The organism is Halorussus caseinilyticus (assembly GCF_029338395.1).
GTDB lineage: Archaea > Halobacteriota > Halobacteria > Halobacteriales > Haladaptataceae > Halorussus > Halorussus caseinilyticus.
Genome location: NZ_CP119810.1, coordinates 188,459 through 212,756, shown reverse-complemented (window position 1 = coordinate 212,756; position 24,298 = coordinate 188,459). Strand labels below are relative to the sequence as shown.

Sequence of the window (24,298 nt, the reverse complement as noted above, 5' to 3'; positions counted from 1 at the left end):
TTTGTCGTTTTATTTAAATATAAAATATCTAACTTGTCGTGAGCGGTCCAACCTCGTCTACCGGAATCACGGAGTAATCGACCGTGAGCGTGTCCTGAGTGGCCCGAATCTTGCCGACGAACGTGGAGATGTCTTCGAGGTTCCCTTCGAGAATGAACAGTTCCATGCAGTAGTGGTCGCCGACGTGGTTGTGGACGTTCGACGTGACCAACCCGTCGTACTCGTGGCGGAGGTGCATCATCCGCTCTTCGACCGTCGTGTTCTCGTAACTGAACAGGACCGTGACGACGCCCATCAGGTCGCGGTCCTCCAGTTTCTTGTCCTCGAACTCCCCGAGCAGGTTTCGTCCGGCCTCGCGGAACACTTCGCTTCGCCCCGTGTAGCCGTGTTCGTCGGCGAACTCGTCGATTCGGTCGAGTAGTTCGTCCGGCATCGAGATACTGACGACGGTCATAGTATTAATCGAGCCGTCGAGGATTAATAGCTCTTGGTATTTTCTACCAAATTATCGAGTTCGAGTTGCTAACTGGTCGCCGGTCGGCGCTTCGAAATCGGTCGGACGCCGCGAAAGCGCCATCCCCGTCGCCTCTATTCACGACGCATGAATCAAATCACTAAAACCTCACCTGACGAATACGCCGTAACGTCGCCACTACGGAGATACTACGTTCGCGCTGACCACACAACTCTGTCGGTCAGTGTGACGTTGCTTCTGGAAATGGGTTGGTTAAAAGCCGTTATTCGTCGACGAAGCAAATGCACGGGATGAAGTCGCCTTCACTGTGCTGCTTCTCGGTAAGGTCCGAAAGTTCCATTAGTTCTCACCTCCTCGTTTGGTATGTTATGCCCATACATAATAAAAATTTCGATGGCTACTATAATAAATAACAACTTAACGGGAGAGTCCATAGATACACAAATTAGAAATATTCCGGCGTTCGGGCACTGAGAGTGTAGTGAGCAGAACTATCGGGAGTACTCTGGAGACGATTCGTCGCTGTTTCATGTCGAGGCGTATACTGCTATCTACATCTCGGATACGTGTTCGGGACGCCGAGTGTTGGTTCGTTCGTCAAGCAAGCGGACGTACGGAACGATGTCACTCGTAGAATTTACTTCCGATACGAATCCTCGGTGTTGATTTCCGGTGACGCGACTGTCGTTCAGATTGTCCGAGAATCTCCGTACGGTCGCACGCGCTTCTTAGAAATGGTTAGTTGCGGGAGTACGTTACTCGTCGACGAAGCAAATGCACGGGATGAAGTCGCCTTCACTGTGCTGCTTCTCGGTAAGGTCCGAAAGTTCCATTGAGTTCACCTCCTTGTCTGGTATGTTATGCCCTTACATAATAAAAATTTTGATAGCTAAAGTTACAAATAATATGGATTTTACTTAATTTATGTATTTCACATCTTGGCCGATATTTTCGGTGTCGAATCCGCGAGCCAGCGGCGTAGCTTCACTATCGGCAGGCCAGACGTGCGAAATTCTTCAGACGGCAAGTCCGGCGAGCGCGTCCGAAACGTCGAACGGCCCGCCGGTCGCGTCCGCGCGGTCGGGCGTCCCGTCGTAGCAGAACGCGACCTGTTCGATGGCGAACGGTCGGCCCGTGTTGGTGTTGGTCGGCGCTCGGAGGTCGGCCCGTTCGGAGGCGGACTCGGTGAACTCGTAGACGTTCGCGCCCGTCTCACCGCGGACGACGACCGCATCGACCCGGAGCGTCGAGTCGAACGTCACCGCGACGGGATTCCCGTCCTCGTCGCGTTCGACGTTGACGACTTCCATCTCGAAGGTCTCGCCCTCGACGCCGAACTGGAAGGCGTCCGTCCCGACTCTGGTAGCGTTCTCGCCGGTGAACGCGCCGTCCTCGTAGGTCAGCGTCAGCGCGGTCTGGAGTCCCCCGTCGGAACACGTCGGGAACCCGGCAACCGGCCGCGGCGTAACGTCCGGTTCGGGTATCGCCGTGGTGGTCTCTTCGGTGGTAGTGGTGGTCTCGGTCGTGGTTGTGGTCGGTTCTTCCGCCGTTGTCGTAGTTGTCACCTCGGTCGTGGTAGTTGTCTCCTCAGTTGTTGTCGTAGTTGTCTCCTCAGTTGTTGCCGTAGTTGTCGCCTCGGTCGTGGTGGTCCCTTCGGTCGTCGTAGTTGTCGCCTCGGTCGTTGTCGCCTCAGTCGTGGTAGTGGTGGTCTCGGTCGTGGTCGTCGGTTCTTCGGTCGTGGTAGTTGTCTCCTCGGTCGTCGGTTCCTCGGTCGTCGTCTCTCCGTCCGTCACGCCCGGACAGTCCGCGACGCCGACAGAGACGCGCGCGGTCCCGTTCACGCTCACGCCCTCGCTGGTGGGTTCGACCGCGTACTCGCCCGGTTCGAGACCGGTCAGCGTGCGCGACTGGCCCGGCGGCACCGTCACCTCGTCGGCGAACCCGTCCGGTCCACCGACGCCGACCCGGACCGCGCGCTGGCCCTCGTTCGTCAGTGTCAGCGACTCACAGTCGTCGCTCGCGGCGACGACGTTCACCGCGGGCGGTCCCGGTTCCTCGGTAGTGGTCGTCGTCGGTTCTTCGGTCGTCGTCTCAGTCGTCGTCTCCTCGGCAATCGTCAGCGTCGGCGTCGTGGTGGTCTCGGTGGTCGTCGGTTCTTCGGTCGTCGTCGTTTCGGTCGCGGTCGTCGTCGGCGCGGCCGCCACGCTCACGGTCGCGTTCGGTCGGCCGTTGACCGTCGCCGTCCTCGATTCCTCGCCGACGAATCCGGTCCGCGCCCGGACCACGTAGTCGCCGGGCGTCAGGTCCGCCAGCGTCGTCTCGTCGCCGGGAGCCAGTTCCACCGTCTCGTCGAAGTCGTCAGGTCCGGTGACGTTGACGGTGACGTTCAGGTCGGTCGGGTTCCGGAAGGTCAGCGACTCGGGTGCCGCCGACTCCGCCTCGACGTTCGGCAGTTCGGGGGTCTCAGTGGTCGTCGTGGTCGTTTCCTCGGTGATACTGGTCGGCGTCTCAGTCGTCGTGGTCGTTTCCGTCGTCTCAGTTGGCGTCTCCGTTGTCGTCGTCTCTGTCGTCGTCTCTGTCGTCGTCTCTGTCGTCGTCTCAGTTGTCGGACACGCCTCGACCTCGATAGTGGCTATCTGGTTCCCGTTGACCGTGGCGGGCCGGGTCGGTTCGACCAGTCCGCCCGCCTTCGCCTGCACGCGGTAGGTCCCCGACGGGAGGGCGAACGTCTCGACCTGCCCCGGATTCAGGATGACGACCTTCGTGAGACCGGAGGCCGCCGTCACCGAGAAGGTGATTCGCTCGGTGGTCGGGTTGGCGAGTCGCAGGCGCTCGCAGGCCGGATTCCCCGCGCGGGCGTTCGGCGGCGGTCCCGCTCGCTCGGTCGTGGTGGTCGTCGTCGTCTCGGTCGTGGTGGTCGTCGGGGGTGCGAGCGTCGTCTCGGTCGTGGTGGTCGTCGTGTCGCGTTCGACGCACTCCTCGAAGTCCGGGTTGCGCCGCGAGACCGACTCTCCGTCGCGTTTGACCACCGCGCGCTCGATTACCTCCCCGCGGTTCGCTCCGGTCCCGAAGAAGACGTTCCGGCCCCGGAAGCGCCCGCGGAAGGTCTGGCGGTCGCCGTCCTCGAACACCAGCGTCACCGCGTCGTAGCGGTGGGCGGTCACGGCGACCTTCCTGCACGCGAAGTCGTAGGTCGGTTCGAGGGGTCGCGGCGTCTCGGTGGTGGTCGTCGTAGTCGTCTCCGTCGTGGTCGTCTCGGGTTGCGCGCAGGCCTCGAAACTCGGGTTCCGGCGCGTCACCGACTCGCCGTCGGGTCCCCTGACGATGGCGAACTCGACCACTTCGCCTCGATTGTCCCCCGTGCCGAGGAACTGGCCGCGGTCCCGGAAGTCGCCGCGGAAGGTCTGGCGGTCGCCGTCCTCAAACACCAGCGTCACCGACCGGAACTCCTCTGCCTGCACGACTGCCTTCTCGCAACTCACGAAGAAGACTTTGGGGACGAAGGGTCGGTCCGGTTGCTCTGTCGCGGGTTCACAGCCGCTGGTGTCGTTGCGCCGGGCCTCGAACCTGTCGGGACCGTCGAACACCTTGACGCGCGTGACGATTTCGCCCCGGTTCTCTCCCGTGCCCGCGAAGGCGTTCGTCCCGCTGAAGATGCCCTCGAACGCCTGCGTGTCGCCGTCGGCGAACGTCAGGACGACTCGGGTGTACTGCTCGGCCGCGACAGTGACCTTCCGGCAGTCGAACGCCACGCGAATCCGGAGGGGTTCGGGCGTCGGCGTGGTCGTAGTCGTCTCTGTCGTGGTCGTCGTCTCTGTCGCGGTCGTTGTCTCTGTCGTGGTCGTCGTCTCCGTCGGTTTCTGCGGGCAGTCGCCGTTCACCACGTAGGCCGACCCCGCGTTCTTCCCGTCGTCGGCGAAGGGCGCACCCACCAGCAGGTCGGCCGCCACGTCACCGTTCACGTCGCCGCCCGCCAGCGCGTACCCCGAGAGGTCGCCCTCCGCCTCGCCGCCGAACTTGGCGTGGGCACCCGACAGCGAGTGTCGCTCGGCGATTCGGGACCCGTAGAGCAGGTAGGCGGCCCCGGCGTTCGGTGCGGTGCTGTTGTTGTAGGGTGCCCCCACCAGCAGGTCGCCGTACCCGTCTTCGTTGGCGTCACCCGCGCCCGCGAGCGACCACCCCGCGTGGTCCGCCTCGGCCTCGCCGGTGAGCGCGGCGTCGGCCTCCGAAGAGAGGTTCACCGTGCGCGGGAGGTCCCCGCCGTACCGGACGTAGGCCGCCCCCGCGTCCTCGGCGGGGTCGTCGTGGAACGGCGCGCCGAGGGCCACGTCGTCCTCGCCGTCGGCGTTCAGGTCGCCAGCGTCGGCCACCGCGAACCCGGCTTGGTCGCCCGCGTCCGCGCCGCGGAACTTGACCGGCGCGTTCACCAGCAGGGAGGTCCCGGCCAACTGCGGGCCGTACTGGAGGTAGGCCGCGCCAGCGTCCTCGCCGGTCGAGTCGTTGCCGGGCGCGCCGACCAGCACGTCGCTCCCGGTGTCGTCGGCGGCGTCGAGGGCCGCCACCGACGACCCGGCGAAGTCGCCGCGGGCCTCGCCGAGGTAGGTCACGTTGGCGTCGGCGAGGTCGTAAGTACCGACTCGCGGCATGTACGCGAGGTGGGCCGCGCCCGCGTCCTCGGCCACGCCGTCGTGCTGTGGCGCGCCGACGAGCAGGCCCGCGGTCCCGTTGCTCGCGTTCGGCATGGTCGCCAGCGACCACCCCGCCCGGTCGCCCGACGAGGCACCGCGGAAGGTCGCCGTGGCGAACTCGAGTTTCACGAGTTCGGGCAGGTCGCCCCCGCCGTAGACGACGTAGGCCGCGCCCGAGTCCCGGCCGTTTACGTCCGCGAGGGGCGCGCCGACCACGATGTCGGCGTAGCCGTCGTCGTTCAGGTCGCCGATTTCGACCGAGAACCCGGCGCGCTCGCCCGAGGACCGCGCACGGAAGGTGACGTTGGCCTCGGAGAGTTCGACCTCGCTCCGGTTCACCGGGCCGTAGAAGAGGTAGGCCGCCCCGGAGTTCTCGCCCGCGGAGTCGTTGGTCGGCGCGCCCACCAGCAGGTCGGCCCGGCCGTCGTTGTTCACGTCGCCCACGTCGGTCGCCCACCCCGCGCGGTCGTTGTCCGCCGCCCCCGAGAGTTCGGCGTCGGCGTCCGAGAGGTTCGCGGACCCGGCCGGACCGCGGGGAATCGCGCCCCGGCCGCACCGAGTGTCGGTATCTTGATTGTTGTTTTCGAGTATATTATTTTGTGATTCGTCCGCGCGCGAAGCGCGCGACGATCTCCGGCGTCCGCGAGCGATTCGCTCGCGGACGCCGGACTCCCGAACGAATCGCTCGCGCCCGCAGAACCGGACGCGCCTGCGCTCGCAGGTCCAGATGCGCCTGCGCTCGCGGGCGCGGACGCAACTGCGTCCGCGCCCGCAGGCCGACCGTTCGCCGCAGTCTCGGCCGAACCGGTCGCCCCAGTTCCGGCCGCGAGCGAGACTCCGCTCGCGCCGACGACGGTGCTGGCGACAAGCACCCACGCAAGAACCAGCGCGTCCATCTGTCGCCGCGTGTCGCCTCCCTCCCCCCGTGTCATGTTGTCTCTGCCGGGAGTACCCTACCTCCACCCTTTGTTATGCGGAACGCAAGCGAGGCGTAACGTCGCGTTGCCTCGGCCTTCCGTCCCGATAGGGCGGGCTTATCGCCGGAGGGCGAGCAGGGCCGCCGCGAACGCCGCCAGCGCGACGAGCGCGGCCCCGACGCCGAATCCGGGGACCGGACCTCCGGAAGTGGCGGTCTCGGTAGCGGTGTCGCCGCGAATCGGCGCGTCGGTGGTGTCGGGGAGAGCGGAGGTACCGGCGGTTTCGGCTCCGGTCGCGGTGTCGGCGTTCGGCGTCGTTCCGGTCTCGCTAACCGCGGCCGTAGCCGTCTCGCCCGCCGACGCGCCGATTCGGACGAGCCAACCGTCTTTTCCCTCCGCGCCGCCGCCGGAGGTCTGGCCCGCGAGCAGGTAGCCCGGTCCGTGCGCGCGGATGGCGGGCCACGGCTTGTCCCACCCGTCGGTTCCGTAGTAGCGCTGGCGGCGGGTCTCGCCCGCGTCGTCGGTCGCAAGCAGGTAGCCGTCCACGCTCGCGTTCGGTCCGGCGTCGGACCCGCCGGTGAAGAGGTAGCCCCCGTCGGTCCGCATCGCCGAGTCGAGCCACTGGGTGCCCTCGCCGCCGGGCCTGCGCTCCCACTCGACGGTCCCCTCGGGACCGAACTTCACCAGCCACCCGTCTCGCGGGCCGGTGCTGTCGCTCTCGGTTTCGCCCGCGAGGACGAACCCGGCGGAGGCGTCGGCGATGGCGTCACCGCCCACGCTCGCTGGCGCGGCGGCCCACACGTCGTCTCTGCTCGCGCCGCCAGCGGTGGTCTGCCAGTCGGGGGTGCCGTCGGCGGCGAGTCGGAGCGCCCACGCGTCGTCGCTGTCGCCCTCGACTTTCCCGGCGAGGTAGTAGCCCTCGTCGGTCGGGACGACCGCCCGGAGGTAGCCCGCGTCGTAGCCCTCGGGCGCGGGGAACGACTCCTGCCACGCCGTGGAGCGGTCGGCGGAGAGTTCGGCGGCCCACCCCTCGACGCCGCCGTCGCCGCGGGTCCAGCCAGCGAGCAGGTAGCTCGCCCCGCCGTCGGCGTCGGCGGTCCCGGAAGCGCGGCGTTCGACGGCGTAGAACGCGCCGGTTCCGAGGGTTCGGTTCTCCCGGACTTCACCGTCGGCGCTCACTTCGACCAGCCACCCCTTCGCTCCGCCGTCGTCGGTCCGGCCCGCGAGCAGGTAGCCCTCGTCGGTCGGGACGACGCCCCAGAAGCGGTCGGTTCCCGGCCCGCCGAGGGTCTTCGACCACTGCTTCTCGCCCGCGCCGTCGGTCTTGAGAACCCACCCGTCGCGGTTCTCGCCGCCCGCCCATCCGACGAGGAGGTAGCCGCCGTCGTCGGTCCGGGCAACGTCGGCGAAGATGTCGTCGCCGCTCGCGCCGTAGGTCCGTCGCCACTGCTCAGGCAGGTCGGGCGGTTCGCGCGCCGCGGGTTCGGCCGCTTCCGGAGTCTCGCCGGTCGGGTCCGGTCCGTCCACGGAGTCGCTCCGCGGTCCGGGACCGCCGGTCGCGCCCGCCGCGAGACCGGCGACGACCGCCAGAATCGTCAGTGTCACTACGAGTTTCCGCATGTGCGACTCTGGGGAAGACAACCGCTTTGTTATGGACCATCTGCCCGGCGCGTAGGGTCGCCCTGCGGTGGTTTTCGGCGGACTGAGGCGGCGAGGTCGGTGTCGGTTTCCGTCTCCCTCCCCGTCGCACGCCGACAATGACCTCTCGGCTTCGGCGCGTGCGGTCGCGGTGGCGGGTGCGGATGCGGTCGCGGGTGCAGATGCGATTGCGAGTACGGTCACGGGTGCGGTCTGATTGGTTCACGAGTCACGGGTGCGGTCCGATTGGTTCACGACTGAAGCTAGCTTCTCAGTTTCTTTCGTCCGCAGAGGGAGTCCCGATAGCAGTACAGTCGCGGTGCGGTTGCGTCTGATTGACTCACGGAATCACTACCGACGGCGAACTACCGAAGCCACCATCCGACACCTCAGGCAGACGAAACGCCGCAACCCCAAAGTCCCTCTCGCCCGTCGGGTACTGTATGCCGAACCAAACGCAGACGGACGGCGGTCGGTCGCCACTCGGAACGCTCGTTCTCCTCACGCTGACGTTCGCCGTCGGCTACGTCCTCGGGTCCCGGAGCGGCGACGCCGGGGAGTGGCAGGACGTGGCGAGCGAACCGACGGAAATTACCATCGACGGCGACGGGGAAGAGACCGAAGAGTAATCTCTGTGTTTCTTTGAGCAATCTATAGGAGTTTTTAATAGTTCTGGAGATGAATCTGGGAACGAATTAGTTGTCTCTACCGGCGGTCACGGAGAACTCCAGCACGGCCGCGGACCGCCGACGGGACGACAGTGACGAGCGACGGACTCGAAGCGGGCGACCGCTACCGCACCGCACGGCACCGCGGCGGCCACTCCCTCCCCAAGCGATTCGCTCACTCGCGTTCGCTCATCCACCGGCAGAGCTTGCTCTGCCGAGCTTTCCGTCGCTTCGCTCCGGAAAACACCGTCGGAAGCGAGTTCCGACGAGCCATCGGTCGCTCCGCTCCCGACGACCTCGCGCGGACGGGCGCGACACGCTCTGCGGCACCGGAAGACGAACTGCGTCTTCCGAGCCTTGCTTCACTTCGCTCAGCAAGACCGCGCCCGCACGCGCCGGGTCGAAAACCGCTTCGAGCGCCCGCGCCCCCTCAGAACCCCGTCGCATTCCCGTCCTTCCGGGGTTCGGTCGCGCCCGAGAGAACCGGGTCGCCCGACTCGACACCCTCCAGTCGGGTAATCTGGGCACCGCCGAACATCACCGGCGGGAGGACGCGCACGTCGTGGCCCTTCCGGGCGAGTTTCGACTGGACCGCGCCGTCGAGACGGCCCTCGACGGCGAGTTCGCCCGACTCGCGGTAGCGCCAGCGCGGGTAATCGAGCGCCGCCTGTAGGGGCATCTCGTAGTCCACGATATTCGAGATTACTTGGACGTGGCCCTGCGGTTGCATGTACCCGCCCATCACGCCGAACGCCGCCCAGTCGTCCTCGCCGAACTTCGCCAGCCCCGGAATCAACGTGTGGAACGGCCGCTTGCCGGGTTCGAGGCTGTTGGGGCGGTCGGGTTCGAGCGAGAACGACGCCCCGCGATTCTGGAGCGCGATGCCGGTGTCGCCCGCGACCAGTCCCGACCCGAACCCGGCGAACCGGGAGTTGATGAACGAGACCAGATTCCCCTCGCCGTCGGCGACGGTCAGCAGAACCGTGTCGGCGTCCTCGGCGTGGGCCTCGGGCACGCCGAACGACACGTCCGAGGCAGTCCCGTCGATGTCCTCGGCGCGCGATGCGGCCCACGACTCGGAGGCGAGCGGCGGAATTTGCTCGTACTCGGGGTCGGTGACGTAGCGATGGCCGTCGTGGAACGCGCGCTTGGTCGCCTCCGCGAAGTAGTGGACGCGCTCGGGCGAGTCGAGCGGATAGTCGCCCGCGCCGATTTCCTCGGCGATGTTCAGGGCTTCGAGCGCGATTAACCCCTGATTGTTCGGCGGGAGTTCGAAAATCTCCGCGCCCCCGTAGGTGGTCGAAACCGGGTCCACGAACTCCGGTTCGAAGTCCGCGAGGTCCTTGACGGTCATGAACCCACCGTTCTCCTGAATTTCGCCCGCAATCTGCTCGGCGATGTCGCCCTCGTACACCGCGTCCGCGCCCTCCTCGGCAATCGTCCGCATCGTCTCGCCGAGTCGGGGTAGTGTCATCGTCTCGCCGACTTCGGGCGCGCGGCCGTCCTTCAGGTAGGCTTCGCGGGCGTGGTCGTCGGTGAACAGGTCTTGTGCGCCGGTCCAGTGGGAGGCGATAATCTCCGAGACGGGGTAGCCCTCCGTCGCGTACTCGATGGCCGGGTCGAGCGCGTCGGCCAGCGACAACTCGCCCAACTCCTGTACGGTCGCTTCCCACCCGCGGGCCGTGCCGGGGACCGTGACCGCGTGGGGACCGAGGAACGGCATCCCGGCCTCTGCGTCGGCGTCGGTCGCGTAGCCCCGCGACTCGGGGTAGTAATCGCTGGCGTTCTCGTCCTCCCGGAGGGCCGCCTCGACGTTCTCGATGGTCGCGTCGGCGGGCGCGCCCCCGCAGGCCCGCATCGCGCCCACCTCGCCGTCGGCGGTCCGGTAGAGCGCGAAGGCGTCGCCGCCGAGACCCGTACTCGTCGGTTCCACGACGTTGAGCGCCGCGGCGGTCGCTACCGCCGCGTCGAAGGCGTTGCCGCCCTCGCGCAACATCTCGACGCCCGCTTCGGCCGCGAGCGGTTGGCTGGTGGCGACGAGTCCGTTCGGCGCGTAGACGGTCGAGCGGCGAGAACTGAATCTGTCGGGGTCCGGGTCGGTCATGCGCGAGGGTTGCGCGGCCGGGGCCAAAAGCGACGGGGAAGGGGCAGGGTGCGAGCGCGGTGGCTACGTCTCGTTGCGCACCACGCCCTCCGGCCCTCTGGCCAGATACTCCCGGCCGCCCTTCTCGACCTGCAACTCGCCGTCTTCCACGACGACTTCGCCGCCGACGATGGTGTGGGTCGGCAGACCCGTCAGTTCCTCGCCGTGGAACGTCGAGTAGCGCGGTTCCATCGTGTGGTAGAAGTCGTCGTCCACGACGGCCGACTTTTCGAGGTCCACGATTACCATGTCGGCGTCCGACCCCTCCGCGAGCGCGCCTTTCCGGGGGTAGAGACCCCATCGCTTGGCGTTGTTCTCGCAGGCGACTTCGACCAGTCGCTCCATGCTGATGCGGTTCTCGTTGACCCCCTCGCTCATCATCACGGGCAGGAAGTACTCGATGCCGTTGTTGTCGCCGGGGATGGCCTCCCACACGTCGCCGTGCTTGCCTTCGCCCTTCTCCTTGAACTCGATTTTGTGCGGACAGTGGTCGGTGCCCAGATACTCGACGGTGCCGTTTCGCAGGCCCTCCCAGAGGCGCTTCTTACTTGCCTCGCCCCGGAGCGGCGGCGAAATCTTTCCCCAGACGCCGAGGTCCTCGTCTTTGGTGTGAGCGAGGAACGCGGGCAGGGTCTCGGCGTGGAGGTTGACTCCCTGCTCCTGAAATCGCTCGCAGATGTCCACGCCCTCGCCGGTGGACATGTGGACGATGTAGGCGCGCGAGTCGGTGTACTCCGTGAGGCGGCCGATTTGCTCGATTTGCATCGCCTCCGCGACGTTGGGCGAGGCCTCCGACCACGCTTCGAGGTCGTTTCGACCCTCCTCCTGCAACTCCCGTCGGCGCTCGATGGCGAGGTCCTCGTTCTCGGCGTGGAACATCACCACGCCGTCGTTGATGTCCGACACCTTGTCCAGCACCTTGTAGACCCGCCCGGCGTCGGAGTGGTCGATTCCCAACTCGGGCGAGGCGTGCTTGTACCAGTTGAAGAAGACTTTGAACGACCGGACGCCTTCCTCGGCGAGACCCTCGATTTCCTCGACGTGGTGGTCTTGATGGACGATGGCGTGGTACGCGAAGTCGATGTAGGAGTTCTCGCGGCCGACTTCCCGGAAGAAGTCCATGTCTGGGAGGTAGGGGTCGGGTTGGAGCAGGAAGTTGACGACGGTGGTGACGCCGCCGTGGACCGCCCCGCGGGTCTCGGTCTCGAAGTCGTGAGCCAGTCCCTCGTGGTAGTCGTACTCGTAGCGCGACAGTCCCCAGTGGACGTGCGGGTCGATGAATCCGGGAATCAGGTAGTTGCCCTCGGCGTCGATGGTCCGGTCGGCGTCCGGCAGGTTGCGGTCGGACCCGACCGCGACGATTTCGCCGTCTGCGGCCGCGACGCCGCCGTCGATGGTTCCGCTCGGCGTGACGACTCGCGCGTTCACGACTCGGAGGTCTGCGTGTCCGTCCATAACGTGGCACACAGACTACCGGAACTTAGAGTTATTCCTTACTCCCGTCGCCTCGGTCCGACGCGTGCGCCCGGCCGACGAACCGCCGACACCGGATTCCGAAACCAGTAGACTCCGCCACGTCACACTCAGACACGATTCCGAAACCATTAGCCTACGCCGTCCTAACGCCCGGAGTAATGAGCGACTTGCTGGTGCGAGCGGCGCGAGGCGAGCGAACCGAGCGACCGCCGGTGTGGTTGATGCGACAGGCCGGTCGGTACATCCCCGAGTACCGCGAGATTCGGGAGGACTACACCTTCAGAGAGGCCATCTCGACGCCCGAGGTTGCCGAGCGCATCACCCTCCTGCCGTGGGAGATTTTCGAACCCGACGGACTGGTGATGTTCTCGGATATCCTCACCGTGTTGGAACCGCTCGGACTCGACTACCACATCGAGAGCGGCACCGGTCCCGTCGTCGAGAACCCCGTGACGCGACCCTCGGAGGTGCCCGAGGACCACGCCGACGTGCGCGAGGAACTCGACTACGTGGGCAAACTGCTCGAACGTCTCCAGCACAGCGTCGGCGACCGGACCAGCATCATCGGGTTCGCCGGAGGCCCGTTCACCCTCGCGGCCTACGCCGTCGCGGGGCAACCCGCGGGCAAGAAGCAGAAGCCCATCCGCCGGTTCCGCGTCGAGTACCCCGAGGCGTTCGAGCGTCTGCTCGAACGCTTCGCCGACGTGGTGGTCGAGTACGTCGAGTATCAGGTCGAGAAGGGCGCGGACCTCGTGCAACTGTTCGACACCTACGCCGGACTCCTGACGCCCGACGACTACCGGGAGTTCGTCCAACCGCTCCACCGGCGGGTCTTCGACGCGGTAGAGGTGCCGACGGTCGTGTTCGTCCGCAACCCCGGCGGGAAACTCGACCTGCTGGCCGACTCGGGCGCGGACGTGGTGAGTCTCGACTGGACCGTGGACATGGCCGACGCCCGCGAGCAGTTGGGCGACACCCCGGTACAGGGGAATCTGGACCCCTCCTACCTGCTCGGCGACGAGGAGTTCGTGCGCGAGAAGACCGAGCGAGTCATCGAGAAGGCCGGACCCGAGGGCCACATCCTGAACCTCGGCCACGGCATCGACCGCGAGACGCCCGTCGAGAACGCGACGGCGTTCGTGGAGACGGCCAAAGAGTGGGAGTGGTAGGCGAGGAGAGAGGTTTTCTGGGTCCTGCGACCTTGTGTTCCGGGTGGACGCGGTGGGTCGTCTGCCATGTTCCAATCCCGTGGTGGGTTTTCTGGGTCCTGCAACAGTTTCAACGAGGCGTTCCGGAGCGTGCCGGTCGTGTTTCAATCCCGTGGTGGGTTTTCTGGGTCCTGCAACGCGAGACACCGGGCACCCCATAATCTATGAAATCAGAGTTTCAATCCCGTGGTGGGTTTTCTGGGTCCTGCAACTCGGGACCTCACCGTCTGGATTAACGGGACCGAGACGCGTTTCAATCCCGTGGTGGGTTTTCTGGGTCCTGCAACAGGGGGTGATATTTCGTCCATAGCCCAAATAAACCTTTCTCACGGTCTCGTTCGCCACCCGCAATTCGTGGACCCCCGCTGTACACAGAGTTTAAAAAGGTCCACGAAGGCCCCCGAAGTCGAGCGACTTCACTCCTCGTCTCGGGAGGTCGCCAACTCGTCGGCCAGCGCCTCGGCCTCCCGAATCCGACTCGGGACGCCCATCCGGGCGGTGTAGTTCGTCGCCAGTCGGAGACCCTTCGGGAGGTCCACCCGTTCCAGCGCCTCCCACGAGGCGTCGTAGGCCGGGAAGCCCCGGCCGAGGACGTTCACGGCGACGACTTCCGCGGGCGCGCCCGTCACCTGCTCGAACTCCGTCGCGGCGATTTCGCCCATCCGGTCTTCACTCTCGTCCAGCACCTCGGGGTCGTGCATCCCGCCGAGGAACGCCGTGACGACATCGCGGTCGAACATGCTCGCGTTCCACGAGACGCCGAGCGTCCGGAGGTCGGCGTCGAACCCGACCTGATAGCCGAGCGCGGGGTCCACGTCGCCCGCCGAGAGGTCGGTCCGGAGGTAGACCATCGCGAGCGGATTGTAGTTCAGTTCGCGGAGCGCGTCGGCCGAGTCGGGCGCGAGGCCCGCCACGAGGTCGGCCGTCAGGTCCGCGGGCGTGGTCAGCACTACCTGCTCGAACTCGGCCGTCCCCTCGGGGGTCTCCACTTCGTAGCCCCCGTCGTCGCCTTCAGCCTCGGAGACCCTCGTCACGGGCGTCTCCAGTCGAATCGAGTCGGCGTGGGCCTCGGCGAGGGCCTCGGGGAGTCGCTGGAGTCCGCCGTCGAACGAGATGGCGGGCGGGGTATCCCGGCCGCCCTCCGCGCGCTTGATGGCGGCCTTCAGGAGGCTTCCGTCGCGCTGTTCTAACTTCAGGAGACCGGAGAGCGCGTGGCCGACCGGCATCTCCGCGGGGTCAGAGCCGTAGATGCCGCCGAAGAGGGGACCGAGCAGGTTCCGGTAGGTCTCCTCGCCGAACTTGCGAGTGAACATCTCCGCGGCCGTCTCGTCGGGGTCCGCGGGATCGGTAGAGGGTTCGGCGAGGACCGTGCGCTTGGCCTCCGCGGACAGCAGGTCGGTCTCGCCGAACTCATCGACGGAGAAGGGCGCTGGCCGGACCTCGCCGTCGGCGTAGACGCAGATGGGGAGGTCGGGGTCGGCGGTCCGGACCTCCGACTCCAAGCCGAGGTCCCGAATCAGACCGTCGATGCGGTCGGTGCGCCGGACTCGCTGGGGTCCCCACTCCAGCAGGTGGCCATCGACGCGCTCGCTCCGGACGACGCCGCCGGGGTCCGGGGCGGCCTCGAACAGCGTGAACGCCACGCCGCGGTCCGCGAGGTAGTGGGCGAGCGTGAGACCCGTAATTCCCCCGCCGACGATTCCCACCTTCGAGTTCATGTGCGTTCGACGGGCGCGTTCAGGCACATCGCGTCGGGCGAGTCGGCGCACTGACACCGGCGGAACTGGTAGTAGCCGGGGTCGAAGTCGCCGACGAACGGTTCAACGAGGTCCCCGAGGACGGTCCGGAATCGGTCGTCGTCGTGGGGCACCGGGACCCGGTAGAAGTCGAGTCCGAGTTCCTCGGCCTCCTCGCGGAGTTCGTCGTCGAGTTCCGAGAGCGTCTCGCTCTGTTCGTGCATGAAGCTGACGGGTTCGACCACGACTCGCTCGGCGTCACCGGTCTCGCCGATTCGTTCGATGGCGTCCTCCACGTCGGGTTCGGTCCACGGGATGTCGCGGTTCTCGTGGTTCTGGTAGCCCAGCGTGTACGACTCGACGCCGAGTTTCCGGGCAATCACGTCGCAGAACTCCTCTACGTACTGGTCGTACCTGCTTCCCTCGTCCAGATAGTGGCGCGGGGTGCCGTGGGCCGAGTAGACGAGTTCGGTGTCGTCGTCGGTCAGGTCAACGTCGTGGGCCTCCGCGAACCGACGGACGTTCTCGGCGCGAATCTGGTTGTACAGCGGGTGGCGGTGCCAGCCGGTGATTTCTGCGACCGGCACGTCCCAGTCGAGGTCGTCGGCCGCGCTCTGGAGTTCCTCGTTTGCCGCGATGGTCGTGGAGGCACCGCAGAGGGGGTAGATGGGGAGCGCGACGAGTTGGTCCACGCCGTCGTCGTAGGCGGCCTCCACGGCGTCGGCGATGAACGGTTCGGTGAACTGCATCCCGAGGTACGTCTCCGCGTCGTAGCCCCGCGCGTCGAGTTCGTCGGCGAGCGCGTCGGACTGGGCCTTCGCCTGCGGGTCGAGTGGGGAGCCACCGATTTCCTCGTACTCCTCGATGAGACCGGGCGCGCGGCGCTCGGCGAGTTGGCGGGCGCGCTCGCGGGCCTCCTCTTCGGTGTCGGCCTCCTCCAGCGAGGCGTTGTTCAGGAAGATGCGTTCGAGGTACGGGACGACGTTCTCGCGCGTCGGTTCCGACGGCTCACCGAAGTTGAGCAAGACGACTCCTGTGGTCATAGTCGGCCCTTAGGACAGTGCAATGTAATAGCTGTCGCTTGAAATCCGACTTCGTTCGCGGCCGAACGTGTCACTTTTAATATTATCGGACGTAGGTGTGACGTAGACCAGCAAATGACGATTTCGTCCATCATCGCCGACCTGAAGGGGAGCGAGCGAACCCTTACGGTGTACGACCCGACCGACGAGACCGCGGTCTCGTCGGTCGAGCGCCACTTCGAGGTACAGAACGTCGAAGTGAGAGAAGCGACCGCACCCGAGGGACCCGACGACTTCGCGGTCCTCCACGACGGCGACGAGTTTCTCGCCGCCAGCGAACTCGCCGAACTCCGCCGGGCCGTCTCGTTCGAGACGGGATTGGTAGACGCGACCGACTTGGCCGAGACCACGACGCCCGACGTGTTGAAACACGTCAGCGACGCCACCTTCACGGCCTACGGCAAGCGCCGGATGATTCTCGCCTCGCGGGAAATCGAAGAGCGGGCGTGGCGCGCGGGCGGCGGCGAACTCCACGCCGGGTTTCAGTTCCTGTCGCTGTTCCGTGAACAGTGGGACCTCTACGGTCGCATCGCCGACCGAGGCGTCGATGTTCACGCCTACGGCGTCCCCGACTGGGAACCGCCGACCCCCGAGTGGTTGACGGTCCACGACGACGACACCGACGAGATTCGGGACTCGTGGTTCGTGGTCCTCGACGCGCCCGACGACCGGGACTGCGCGCTGGTCGCCGAGGAGCGCGAACCGAACGAGTTCTCGGGGTTCTGGACCTACGACGAGGCGCTAGTCGGGGACGTGTTGGGCCACCTGCGGTCGGCCTACTCGTAGCTCTCGGTAGCCCTCCGGAGCGGTACGAAGGACTTCTCGGGGCCACGTACGGCTTGGAATCGGGTTTCAAGGGGTCGCGGTCCCTGTACTCTCGCGTGACCTCCGAAAACCGAGACGCCGGAGACCGGACCGCCGACCAGCACCGGGACGACGGAATCGACCGCCTGTTCGGGTCGCTACCCACCGTCCGAGTGTCGCGACTTCCCGACGACGAGGAAGCGTGAGAACGGTCGCGCGGCGAGAGCGCGCTCTCGCGCCGCGCGAGCGAGGACCGGCACGGGGTCGAGACCAGTCGGCGGTCAGTCGTCCTCGACTTGCCGGTCGTCTAGCTCCGACCGCGCGCGCGAGGACCGGACTCGCGGCGCGACGACCCAGAACGACTCGACCGCGAGCCAGACGACGGCCACCAGCGCGAACAGCGCCGACGCGAACAGTTCGGGAAAGCCCATCCACGTCGGCGTGACGTACATCAGGCCGTTGAGGTACTTGCCCGGCACGAGACCCTTCAGGAATATCCAGAACTGCTCGTCTATCGGCGGGGTCCGGGCGTCGAGACTCGCTCGCTCGGCGCTCTGGCCCCCCGAACTCTCGTCGCCCGTGCCGAGGCGTTCGGACTCGTAGGGGAACGCGAGGTCCGCGCTCCAGACGGTCTCGCCCCGTTCGTTCACCTCGAAGACGCGGTTGCCGTTCGAGTCGGTAATCAGGGTGTGGCCGTTCGGCAGTCGGTCGGCGTCGCGGGGCCACTGCATCCGGGCGTCGCGCCACGTCCACGACTTGACCCACTCGCCGTTCTCTCGCTGGTACTCCACGACGCGGTTGTTCTCCGAGTCGCCGACGACGACGGCGGGACCGCCCGAGTCGGCGGGCACGTAGTCGGGGTTGTGCTGTTCGTAGAGCGTGTCGTACTCGTCTTCCGAGCCGAGGGTCCAGTCCTCGACGAGACCGCCGCTACGGTTCAGGAAGACCACCCGGTCGTGGTTCCGGAGACTCGCCATGACCCGGCCGTCGGGCAGGAGTTCCACGTCGTTGAGGTGCGTCCAGTCCTCGGGGTAGGGACCGCCCGAGTCGGCGGGCGAGAAGGCGTCGGCGGCGTTCCACCGCCACCCGATGTCGCCGGTTTCGGCGTTCACCACGAACACCCGGTCGAGGTAGATGTCGGCGACCAACAGGTGGGTGTCGTTGATGCGGTCAACGTCGTGATACCGGGTCTCGGGTTTGCCGGGCGTGGTCTGGGACCAGACGGGCGTGACCTCGCCGGTCGTGAGGTTGACTCGCTCGTACCCGTTCAGCGTGCAGGCGTTCACGTCGCTCTGGGCCTCGTAGTACTCGTTCCAACGCTGGCGGTCCACGCCGAACTCGGAGGCGTTCCAGTCGTCGGGGCACTCCGAGGCGGTGAGGTGGTCGGAGTAGCCGTACTCGACGGTGGCTTCGGTCCCCGGCACGGGGTCTACGTCCCAGTAGCGGGTGTGCGAGTCGTCGTAGTAGAGTATCGACCCGTTCGGCGCGAACGCGACGAGTTCGGCCCTCGCGCGCGGTCCCTCTCCCCGGTCGCCGAGCCACGAGTTCGAGTCGGTGGCGACGACGGTGATGTCGTCGCTCGGCGGGACGACCTGCGCGGCGGGATTGGCGGGTCCGCTCCCGTCGAGGTGGTCCTCGACGGTTCCGTCGGCCGAGTTTATCGCGTACCCGGACCCGACGGTCAGCGCCGTGACCGCGAGTAGGACGGCGAGCGCTACACGGAGGCGGCGTTTCGTAGGCACTACCGGTTTAGCAACGAATACGTATTTAGTCTTTATTGCAAATCTGGTACGCGACTGACGAGTCCGTGACCGCCGACTCCGGTCTCGCGGCGATGGTTTCGCGTGACCGGCGACGAGAGTGGTATCGAGTTGATAATCTCGGCCGGTTGCTACGCGGCGCGGCCGGTGGCGAAGTCGCCGGAGAACCCGTCGTCGGGCCACGAATCGCTCGGCGAATTCCACGCCGGAGTCGCCGACGCCTTCGAAGGTAGAGCAATATTTCTATATATAAAGGAAATGGAAAAGATTCTATAAGAAATGAGAACATGGCCAAGAAACCCGTAATTAAGGTTCTAGTGGGAGCCTATCCGTCTAGCCAGAGCCCTCTTTGAGTCCGGCGGCGTAGCTCCGTCGGCATAAATGACAAACTATTTTTGTTAGATGGCTCAGAGCTAGGATAATTTCCGACACAAGGGTTACAAACGTATGCAGGCGCTGAATTATCGGCGAAACCGGGACCTCTTTTCGAACTACTATCTCGACGAGCATCTTCCGGAGACCGACGACTGGCACGCCGCGGACGAGGCGGAAGTGCGGGCGGCCTACGAGGAGATTCGGGACTGTTACCGACGCGAGTCCGACCGCGCGGCCGAGTACGACGAGCGACGACTCCGCGAGAACCTCCTCGACCCCGTGTTCGAGACACTCGGACTGACGACCGCAGTCGGGGAACCCATTCGCGGCGAGCGACTTCGGCCCGACTACGCGCTGTTCGGGAGCGAACGCGCCCGCGAGAACGCCGTCGAGCGACGGCGCGACGGCCGGTCGTTCCACGCGAACGCGCTGGCAGTCGCCGACACCGAGCGGTGGGACCAGTCGCTCGACGGCGGGACCGACCGCGAGTTCACCAACCCGAGCTATCAGATTCACGTCTACCTCGACGCGACGGGTCTCGACCGGGGCATCCTGACCAACGGCCGGAAGTGGCGACTCTACCACGGGCCGACCAGCCACCGCCTCGACTCCTACTACGAAATCGACCTGCCGAAACTGCTGGCGACCGGCGACTGGGAGGAGTTCAAGTACTTCTACCTATTTTTCCGCCGGGAGGCGTTCCTCGGCGGCACGGCGAGCGCCGAGGCGATGCCCGCGAGTCACCTCGGGACCGACCGGCCGTTCGTAGAGCGAGTCCACCGCAAGAGCAACGTCTTCGCCGAGGAGTTGAGCGAGGACCTCCGCGAGAACGTCTACGAGGCGCTCTCGTTGCTCGCACAGGGGTTCGTCGAGAGCGACGACGACATCGGACCCGACGACCTCGATACCGTCTACGAGGCGTCGCTGACCTACCTCTACAGGCTCATCTTCGTGCTGTACGCCGAGAGCGACGGACGGAACCTGCTGGACACCGACAACGAGGTGTATCGCAAGCGGTTCAGTCTGAACACGCTCAAGCGACGGGTCGCCGAGGAGTTGGACAGGAACGACACCATCTATCGGCCGTGGCAGACCGCGCTCTGGGACCGACTAGACGAGTTGTTCGCGCTCGTGGACCGGGGAAGCGAGGCGCAGGGAATCCCCGAAGACGACCTCCACGTCCCGGCGTACAACGGCGGCCTGTTCGAGACGAATCCCGACGACGCCGACCCGGACGACACCGCCGCGTTCCTCGATTCCCACGCCGTCGGCGACACCTACCTCGCGCGGGTGGTCGAACTGCTCACTCGCCGGGAGTCGGCCCGCGAGGGCGAGGGCCGGGTGTTCGTGGACTACTCGTCGTTAGACGTGCGCCACCTCGGGAGCATCTACGAGGGACTGCTGGAGTACGAACTCGAAATCGCCGACCGGCCGCTGGCCGCGGTGCGCGCGGACGGCGAACAGGAGTGGGTCGCCGCCGACGACGCCGACCCCGAAGAGACCGTCGCGCGGGCCGAACCCGGTGACGCCTACCTCACGACCGAGACCGGCAAGCGAAAGACAACGGGGTCGTACTACACCCCCGAGTTCGTCGTGGAGTACGTGGTCGAGCGCACTCTCGAACCTCTACTTGACGAGATTCGGGCGGACCTCGACCCCGCGGACCCCGACTACGCCGAGGCGTTCGCCGAACGCGTGTTCGACCTCTCGGTGCTGGACCCCGCGATGGGGAGCGGCCACTTCCTCGTCAAGACCGTCGAGTACCTCGCTCGGGCCGTCGTGGAGGCACGGCAGGTCGGGACCGACCCCGTTGCCGGGGACGGCGAGCGTCCGACCGCCGGGTCCGACTTGTCCGGCGGGACGACCGTCTCACCCGACGACGCCCGCGACATCCACTGGGCGCGCAGGCAGGTCGCCCAGCAGTGCATCTACGGCGTGGACGAGAACGGGATGGCGGTCGAACTGGCGAAGGTGTCGCTGTGGCTTCGGACGCTGGCGGCCGAGCAACCGCTCGCGTTCCTCGACCACCACCTCAAGCGCGGCGACTCGCTGGCCGGGACCGACGTGGCCGAAGTCGAGGCGTTGGCCCGCGACACCGGCCCGAACGCGACGCTGGCCGAGTTCGGTGCGACCCGCGCCAACGCAATCGGCGACCTGATGGACGCCTACCGGGAGTTCGCGGCCTTGGAGAACGAGACGCTCTCGGACGTGAAGCAGATGGAGCGCAAGTACGCCGAAATCCGGCGCGACGACCTCCGACGCCGACTCACGCGGATGGCGAACGTACACGCCGCCGAGCGGTTCGGTCTCGACGTTCCCTCCGATGCCTACGAGCGGATGGGTGGGGCCTTGGACGACGCCGGGGCGTGGGAGAGGTTTGCCGACCAGACGTGGTTCGAGGACGCCCAGCAGGTGGCCGAGTCCCGCGATTTCTTCCACTGGAAACTCGCCTTCCCGGAGGTGTTCTACGACGAAGAGGGGTCGCCGAAGACCGAGACCGACGCGGGGTTCGACGCCGTGGTCGGCAACCCGCCCTACGTCCGGAGTCGGAACCTCCCCGACGACCGCAAGGAGTTCTACTCCGAGGAGTACCGGACGGCACAGGGTTCGTACGACCTATACGTCCCGTTCGTGGAACTCGCGGCCGACCTCGGCCGCCGGGTCTCGCTGGTCGTCCCGAACAAGTGGACGACGACCGAGTACGGCCGACCGCTCCGGGACCTGTTGCTCGACGACCGGGGTCACTGCGAGGTGCTTGACGCCTCGAACCTCGACGTGTTCCCCGACGCCGACATCTATCCGGTGGTCGTCACCTTCGGGGAAGCGTCGTCCGGCGACGACGTGTCGTCGCCGGACGACGCCGAGATTCGGGTCCGCACGCCCGACGACGAACGCGCGCTGACTGCTTCCCGGACGACGGCCGTCACCCGGTCGTTCGTGGACCGACTCGGCGGCCGGGTCGTCCCCCTCGACTTGGACCCCGACTTCGCCGACGTTGCGGCCGACGTGCTGGCGAACTGCGACCGACTCGGCGACCACGTTACCCTGACCGAGGGCGTCCACACCGGCAACGTCCGCGAGAAACTGCTGACCGACGACCCCGACGTTTCCGGGGGCGGCGACTCTCCGTACCGAAGAGTCGTAGACGGGAAGTCCGTCGATAGGTACCGCCTCGACTGGGACGGGACGTGGATTCGCTACGACGACTCGCTGGTCGAGCGCTCGACGGGCGACTACGCCGACCTCCGGCGACCCGACTGCTTCGAGGGCGAGAAACTGCTGGTCCGGGACATCAGCGACCGGCCGGTCGCGGTGTACGACGACGCGGACTACTACGCGCTCAACACCCTCTACAGCGTCCGACTCCGCGAGGAGTCCGACCGGTCGCTCCGGTACCTGCTCGGGGTGTTCAACTCGGCGTTCGTGGCGACCTACTTCCGGCAGGTGTACGGCGGCACCCACGTCAACGGCGACTACCTCCGATTCAAGCCGATGTTCACCGAGCGGATGCCCGTGCCAGACCCCGACAGCGCGCCGGTCGAAGACGGCGAAGTCGCCGACATCGCCGCGAAAGCGGGGGTCGAAGACGTGCCCGCCGACCCCGAGTCGGCCGTGGCGACCCTGACCGAACGCGTCCGGACCCTCCGCGAGGAGCGAGCAGAACTGAACCTCGACGTGTTGGACCACCTCGGAGACGCCGCGAAGCGGGCCGAAGCGGAGTCCGGACCGACGCTGGGCGAAATCGGAGTCGCGGCGTCGGGCGTCGAAGACTCGGTGCTGGCCGACGCGAGCGCCGACCGCGAGGGGCTCAAAATCGGCGACGTGGAGGTCCGTCGGGACGGCGACGGCGATGCGCTCGTCGTCTCGACAACGGCGCGCTACAAACCCGACGACGCCGAACGCGACGACGCCGAGACCGACCGGTGGGGGTACGTCGAGACCGACCCGATTCCCGCGCTCCGGTTCCGGAATCTCGGTGAGACCGAGCGCACGCTACTCGAAGCCTTCGTCCCGGCCGCAGTCGAACGCGGCGGCGGGTTCGCCGGGTTCCGAGCGTACGCGACCAAGACGAACACCCCGCTTGACCGCCTGCGGGCGCTTTCCCTGCCGGACCCCGAGACGGTCAGCGACGAGGTTGCACGCTACCGTGAGGTTCGCGCACGGGCGAAGAATCTTAATAATACGGTCGCTACGCTGGAAGAAGCAATCGACCGAATCGTCTACCGACTCTACGGACTGGACGACGACGAGATTGCGGTGGTCGAACGGGCGGGAGACGGCGGGGAGTGAGCGGGAAGGCGGGGAACTACCTCGGCAAGCGTGTAACCTACACAGCGGTCTCAGAGGTACTGCTCGAACACGTCGGCCCGCAGAGTGCCGTGGACGTGTTCGAGCAGAGTCCGCAAGTTCTCGGCGTCCTCGCGGTTGTAGGTCACGAGTCGCCGTAGCGCGGCGTCGTCCTCCTCGCGGTCGTAGCGGTGCCAGAGTCGGACCGCCTCGCGGCCGTCCACGTCGTCCTCGTCGCGGTCGATGCCGACCTGTCGCTCGACCGATTTGAGACCGCCCGAGAGACCCACCTGCTTGCAGGTGTACATCAAATCGAGGTGCGGCGTCGATACGTCGAGGTCGAAACTATCTTCGAGGAAGGGTTGGTCGAAGCGCTTGCCGTTGAACGAGACCAGCATGCTCGACTCGGCGAACTCCTCGCGGAGCGTTTCGGCCGTGAGGTCCTCGCCCTGCACGTAGGTCCGGGTGTCGCCCCCGCGGTGGAGACTGACCGTGGTCACGTCGTGGCGCGCGCTGTCGAGACCGGTGGTCTCGATGTCGAAGAAGCAGACGCTCTCGGCGAAGTTGTCGTAGGCCCGCCAGAGGCTCCCGCTCGGCAGGTTCTCGCCGAAGAAAGCGGCGTCTCCGGCGTCGAGGCGTTCGCGGGCGGCGTCGATGAACTTCCGGACGTTTCGGCCGGTCTTCGGGCCGAGCAGGTCCTCTTCGAAGTCGTCCCAGTGTGTGACCCCCTGCTTCCAGAGTTCGCGCTCGGTCTTCTCGCCCACCCCGCTCGCGGCGATGAAGGAGTTCTGGAGTTTCATTACTGGGTTGGATTCGCGGGGAGAGTCTTAGTGTATGTGATTCGGGGACGGCGGCCGATGACACTTCGGCCGCGCGGGTCGCCGTCCGGAAATCGAGAGCGCCGAGGCTACGCCTCGACGCGGATGCTCGCGTCACAGAGCGGACACGAGTAGTCGTCGCCGCTCCGGTCGAGTTTCGACTGGCTACCGGTCCAACCACACTCGGGGCAGAGGTACGTGTCGCTCCCCATAGACGGGGTTT

General features: G+C 66.4%; 17 protein-coding genes. 6 read left to right on the top strand and 11 right to left on the bottom strand.

The features are described 5' to 3' along the window. Nucleotides 1-28 precede the first annotated feature (28 nt). The 4 genes from P2T60_RS18565 to P2T60_RS18550 form a co-directional block, all read right to left on the bottom strand. Nucleotides 29-454 carry a CopG family ribbon-helix-helix protein gene (locus tag P2T60_RS18565; RefSeq protein WP_276282605.1) on the bottom strand — a complete coding sequence of 142 codons (426 nt, stop codon included), beginning with the start codon at nt 452-454 and terminating at the stop codon, nt 29-31. Nucleotides 455-1,491: 1,037 nt separating this feature from the next. Continuing rightward, complete coding sequence (locus P2T60_RS18560; protein WP_276282604.1) at nt 1,492-5,607, bottom strand: VCBS repeat-containing protein; 4,116 nt, start codon at nt 5,605-5,607, stop codon at nt 1,492-1,494. Further along, entirely contained in the window at nt 5,595-6,095 is a 501-nt protein-coding gene (locus tag P2T60_RS18555) for a hypothetical protein (protein ID WP_276282603.1), read from the bottom strand. Before P2T60_RS18555 ends, P2T60_RS18560 begins: the two co-directional genes overlap by 13 nt. A gap of 102 nt (nt 6,096-6,197) precedes the next feature. Further along, on the bottom strand, nt 6,198-7,700 hold the full coding sequence (locus P2T60_RS18550) for a hypothetical protein (protein WP_276282602.1): 1,503 nt from the start codon (nt 7,698-7,700) through the stop codon (nt 6,198-6,200). A gap of 461 nt (nt 7,701-8,161) precedes the next feature. Here P2T60_RS18550 and P2T60_RS18545 point away from each other — a divergent pair, with 461 nt between their 5' ends. Continuing rightward, a complete protein-coding gene (locus P2T60_RS18545; RefSeq protein WP_276282601.1) occupies nt 8,162-8,347 on the top strand; it encodes a hypothetical protein in 186 nt (61 codons plus the stop codon). Between the two features lie 469 nt (nt 8,348-8,816). Here the strand turns inward: P2T60_RS18545 and P2T60_RS18540 are convergent, their stop codons facing one another. Both P2T60_RS18540 and P2T60_RS18535 read right to left on the bottom strand, forming a co-directional pair. Continuing rightward, the gene (locus tag P2T60_RS18540) at nt 8,817-10,490 is read right to left on the bottom strand and encodes a gamma-glutamyltransferase family protein (RefSeq protein ID WP_276282600.1); all 1,674 of its coding nucleotides are present in this window, start codon (nt 10,488-10,490) and stop codon (nt 8,817-8,819) included. Between the two features lie 63 nt (nt 10,491-10,553). After that, nucleotides 10,554-11,984, bottom strand: a complete 1,431-nt coding sequence (locus tag P2T60_RS18535; RefSeq protein WP_276282599.1) for a dihydroorotase — start codon at nt 11,982-11,984, stop codon at nt 10,554-10,556. 179 nt (nt 11,985-12,163) lie between these two features. Here P2T60_RS18535 and hemE point away from each other — a divergent pair, with 179 nt between their 5' ends. Further along, nucleotides 12,164-13,174, top strand: coding sequence for a uroporphyrinogen decarboxylase (gene hemE, locus P2T60_RS18530; protein WP_382208474.1), 1,011 nt, complete (start codon nt 12,164-12,166; stop codon nt 13,172-13,174). A 455-nt stretch (nt 13,175-13,629) separates the two neighbouring features. Here the strand turns inward: hemE and hemG are convergent, their stop codons facing one another. Continuing rightward, nucleotides 13,630-14,931 (bottom strand): protoporphyrinogen oxidase, encoded by a 1,302-nt coding sequence (gene hemG / locus P2T60_RS18525; protein WP_276282598.1) that lies wholly within the window; start codon nt 14,929-14,931, stop codon nt 13,630-13,632. Next, nucleotides 14,928-15,992, bottom strand: coding sequence for a ferrochelatase (hemH, locus tag P2T60_RS18520; RefSeq protein WP_276282597.1), 1,065 nt, complete (start codon nt 15,990-15,992; stop codon nt 14,928-14,930). The genes hemG and hemH overlap by 4 nt, the downstream gene beginning before the upstream one ends. A 114-nt stretch (nt 15,993-16,106) precedes the next feature. Here hemH and P2T60_RS18515 point away from each other — a divergent pair, with 114 nt between their 5' ends. After that, complete coding sequence (locus P2T60_RS18515) at nt 16,107-16,817, top strand: DICT sensory domain-containing protein (protein ID WP_276282596.1); 711 nt, start codon at nt 16,107-16,109, stop codon at nt 16,815-16,817. Between the two features lie 95 nt (nt 16,818-16,912). Then, complete coding sequence (locus P2T60_RS18510; protein ID WP_276282595.1) at nt 16,913-17,041, top strand: hypothetical protein; 129 nt, start codon at nt 16,913-16,915, stop codon at nt 17,039-17,041. Between the two features lie 75 nt (nt 17,042-17,116). Here P2T60_RS18510 and P2T60_RS18505 read toward each other — a convergent pair whose 3' ends face one another. After that, the gene (locus P2T60_RS18505; RefSeq protein WP_276282594.1) at nt 17,117-18,577 is read right to left on the bottom strand and encodes an arylsulfotransferase family protein; all 1,461 of its coding nucleotides are present in this window, start codon (nt 18,575-18,577) and stop codon (nt 17,117-17,119) included. Nucleotides 18,578-18,679: 102 nt separating this feature from the next. On the opposite strand from P2T60_RS18505, the gene P2T60_RS18500 reads away from it, so the two are divergent. Together P2T60_RS18500 and P2T60_RS18495 are read left to right on the top strand one after the other, a co-directional pair. Then, entirely contained in the window at nt 18,680-18,871 is a 192-nt protein-coding gene (locus P2T60_RS18500; RefSeq protein ID WP_276282593.1) for a hypothetical protein, read from the top strand. Between the two features lie 171 nt (nt 18,872-19,042). After that, on the top strand, nt 19,043-23,260 hold the full coding sequence (locus tag P2T60_RS18495) for an Eco57I restriction-modification methylase domain-containing protein (RefSeq protein ID WP_276282592.1): 4,218 nt from the start codon (nt 19,043-19,045) through the stop codon (nt 23,258-23,260). A 50-nt stretch (nt 23,261-23,310) separates the two neighbouring features. On the opposite strand, the gene P2T60_RS18490 is transcribed toward P2T60_RS18495, so the two are convergent. Together P2T60_RS18490 and P2T60_RS18485 are read right to left on the bottom strand one after the other, a co-directional pair. After that, nucleotides 23,311-24,057, bottom strand: a complete 747-nt coding sequence (locus P2T60_RS18490; protein ID WP_276282591.1) for a ribonuclease H-like domain-containing protein — start codon at nt 24,055-24,057, stop codon at nt 23,311-23,313. Between the two features lie 107 nt (nt 24,058-24,164). Further along, nucleotides 24,165-24,287, bottom strand: coding sequence for a DUF7836 family putative zinc-binding protein (locus tag P2T60_RS18485; RefSeq protein ID WP_276282590.1), 123 nt, complete (start codon nt 24,285-24,287; stop codon nt 24,165-24,167). Nucleotides 24,288-24,298: the final 11 nt, after the last annotated feature.

Excerpts from the sequence above, each read along its gene's own strand:
- P2T60_RS18490 (WP_276282591.1), bottom strand. The coding sequence starts at position 24,057 with ATGAAACTCCAGAACTCCTTCATCGCCGCGAGCGGGGTGGGCGAGAAG.
- P2T60_RS18540 (WP_276282600.1), bottom strand. The coding sequence starts at position 10,490 with ATGACCGACCCGGACCCCGACAGATTCAGTTCTCGCCGCTCGACCGTC.
- P2T60_RS18515 (WP_276282596.1), top strand. The coding sequence starts at position 16,107 with ATGACGATTTCGTCCATCATCGCCGACCTGAAGGGGAGCGAGCGAACC.
- P2T60_RS18565 (WP_276282605.1), bottom strand. The coding sequence starts at position 454 with ATGACCGTCGTCAGTATCTCGATGCCGGACGAACTACTCGACCGAATC.
- hemG (WP_276282598.1), bottom strand. The coding sequence starts at position 14,931 with ATGAACTCGAAGGTGGGAATCGTCGGCGGGGGAATTACGGGTCTCACG.
- P2T60_RS18495 (WP_276282592.1), top strand. The coding sequence starts at position 19,043 with ATGCAGGCGCTGAATTATCGGCGAAACCGGGACCTCTTTTCGAACTAC.
- P2T60_RS18550 (WP_276282602.1), bottom strand. The coding sequence starts at position 7,700 with ATGCGGAAACTCGTAGTGACACTGACGATTCTGGCGGTCGTCGCCGGT.
- P2T60_RS18555 (WP_276282603.1), bottom strand. The coding sequence starts at position 6,095 with ATGACACGGGGGGAGGGAGGCGACACGCGGCGACAGATGGACGCGCTG.
- hemH (WP_276282597.1), bottom strand. The coding sequence starts at position 15,992 with ATGACCACAGGAGTCGTCTTGCTCAACTTCGGTGAGCCGTCGGAACCG.
- P2T60_RS18535 (WP_276282599.1), bottom strand. The coding sequence starts at position 11,984 with ATGGACGGACACGCAGACCTCCGAGTCGTGAACGCGCGAGTCGTCACG.
- P2T60_RS18545 (WP_276282601.1), top strand. The coding sequence starts at position 8,162 with ATGCCGAACCAAACGCAGACGGACGGCGGTCGGTCGCCACTCGGAACG.
- P2T60_RS18485 (WP_276282590.1), bottom strand. The coding sequence starts at position 24,287 with ATGGGGAGCGACACGTACCTCTGCCCCGAGTGTGGTTGGACCGGTAGC.
- hemE (WP_382208474.1), top strand. The coding sequence starts at position 12,164 with ATGAGCGACTTGCTGGTGCGAGCGGCGCGAGGCGAGCGAACCGAGCGA.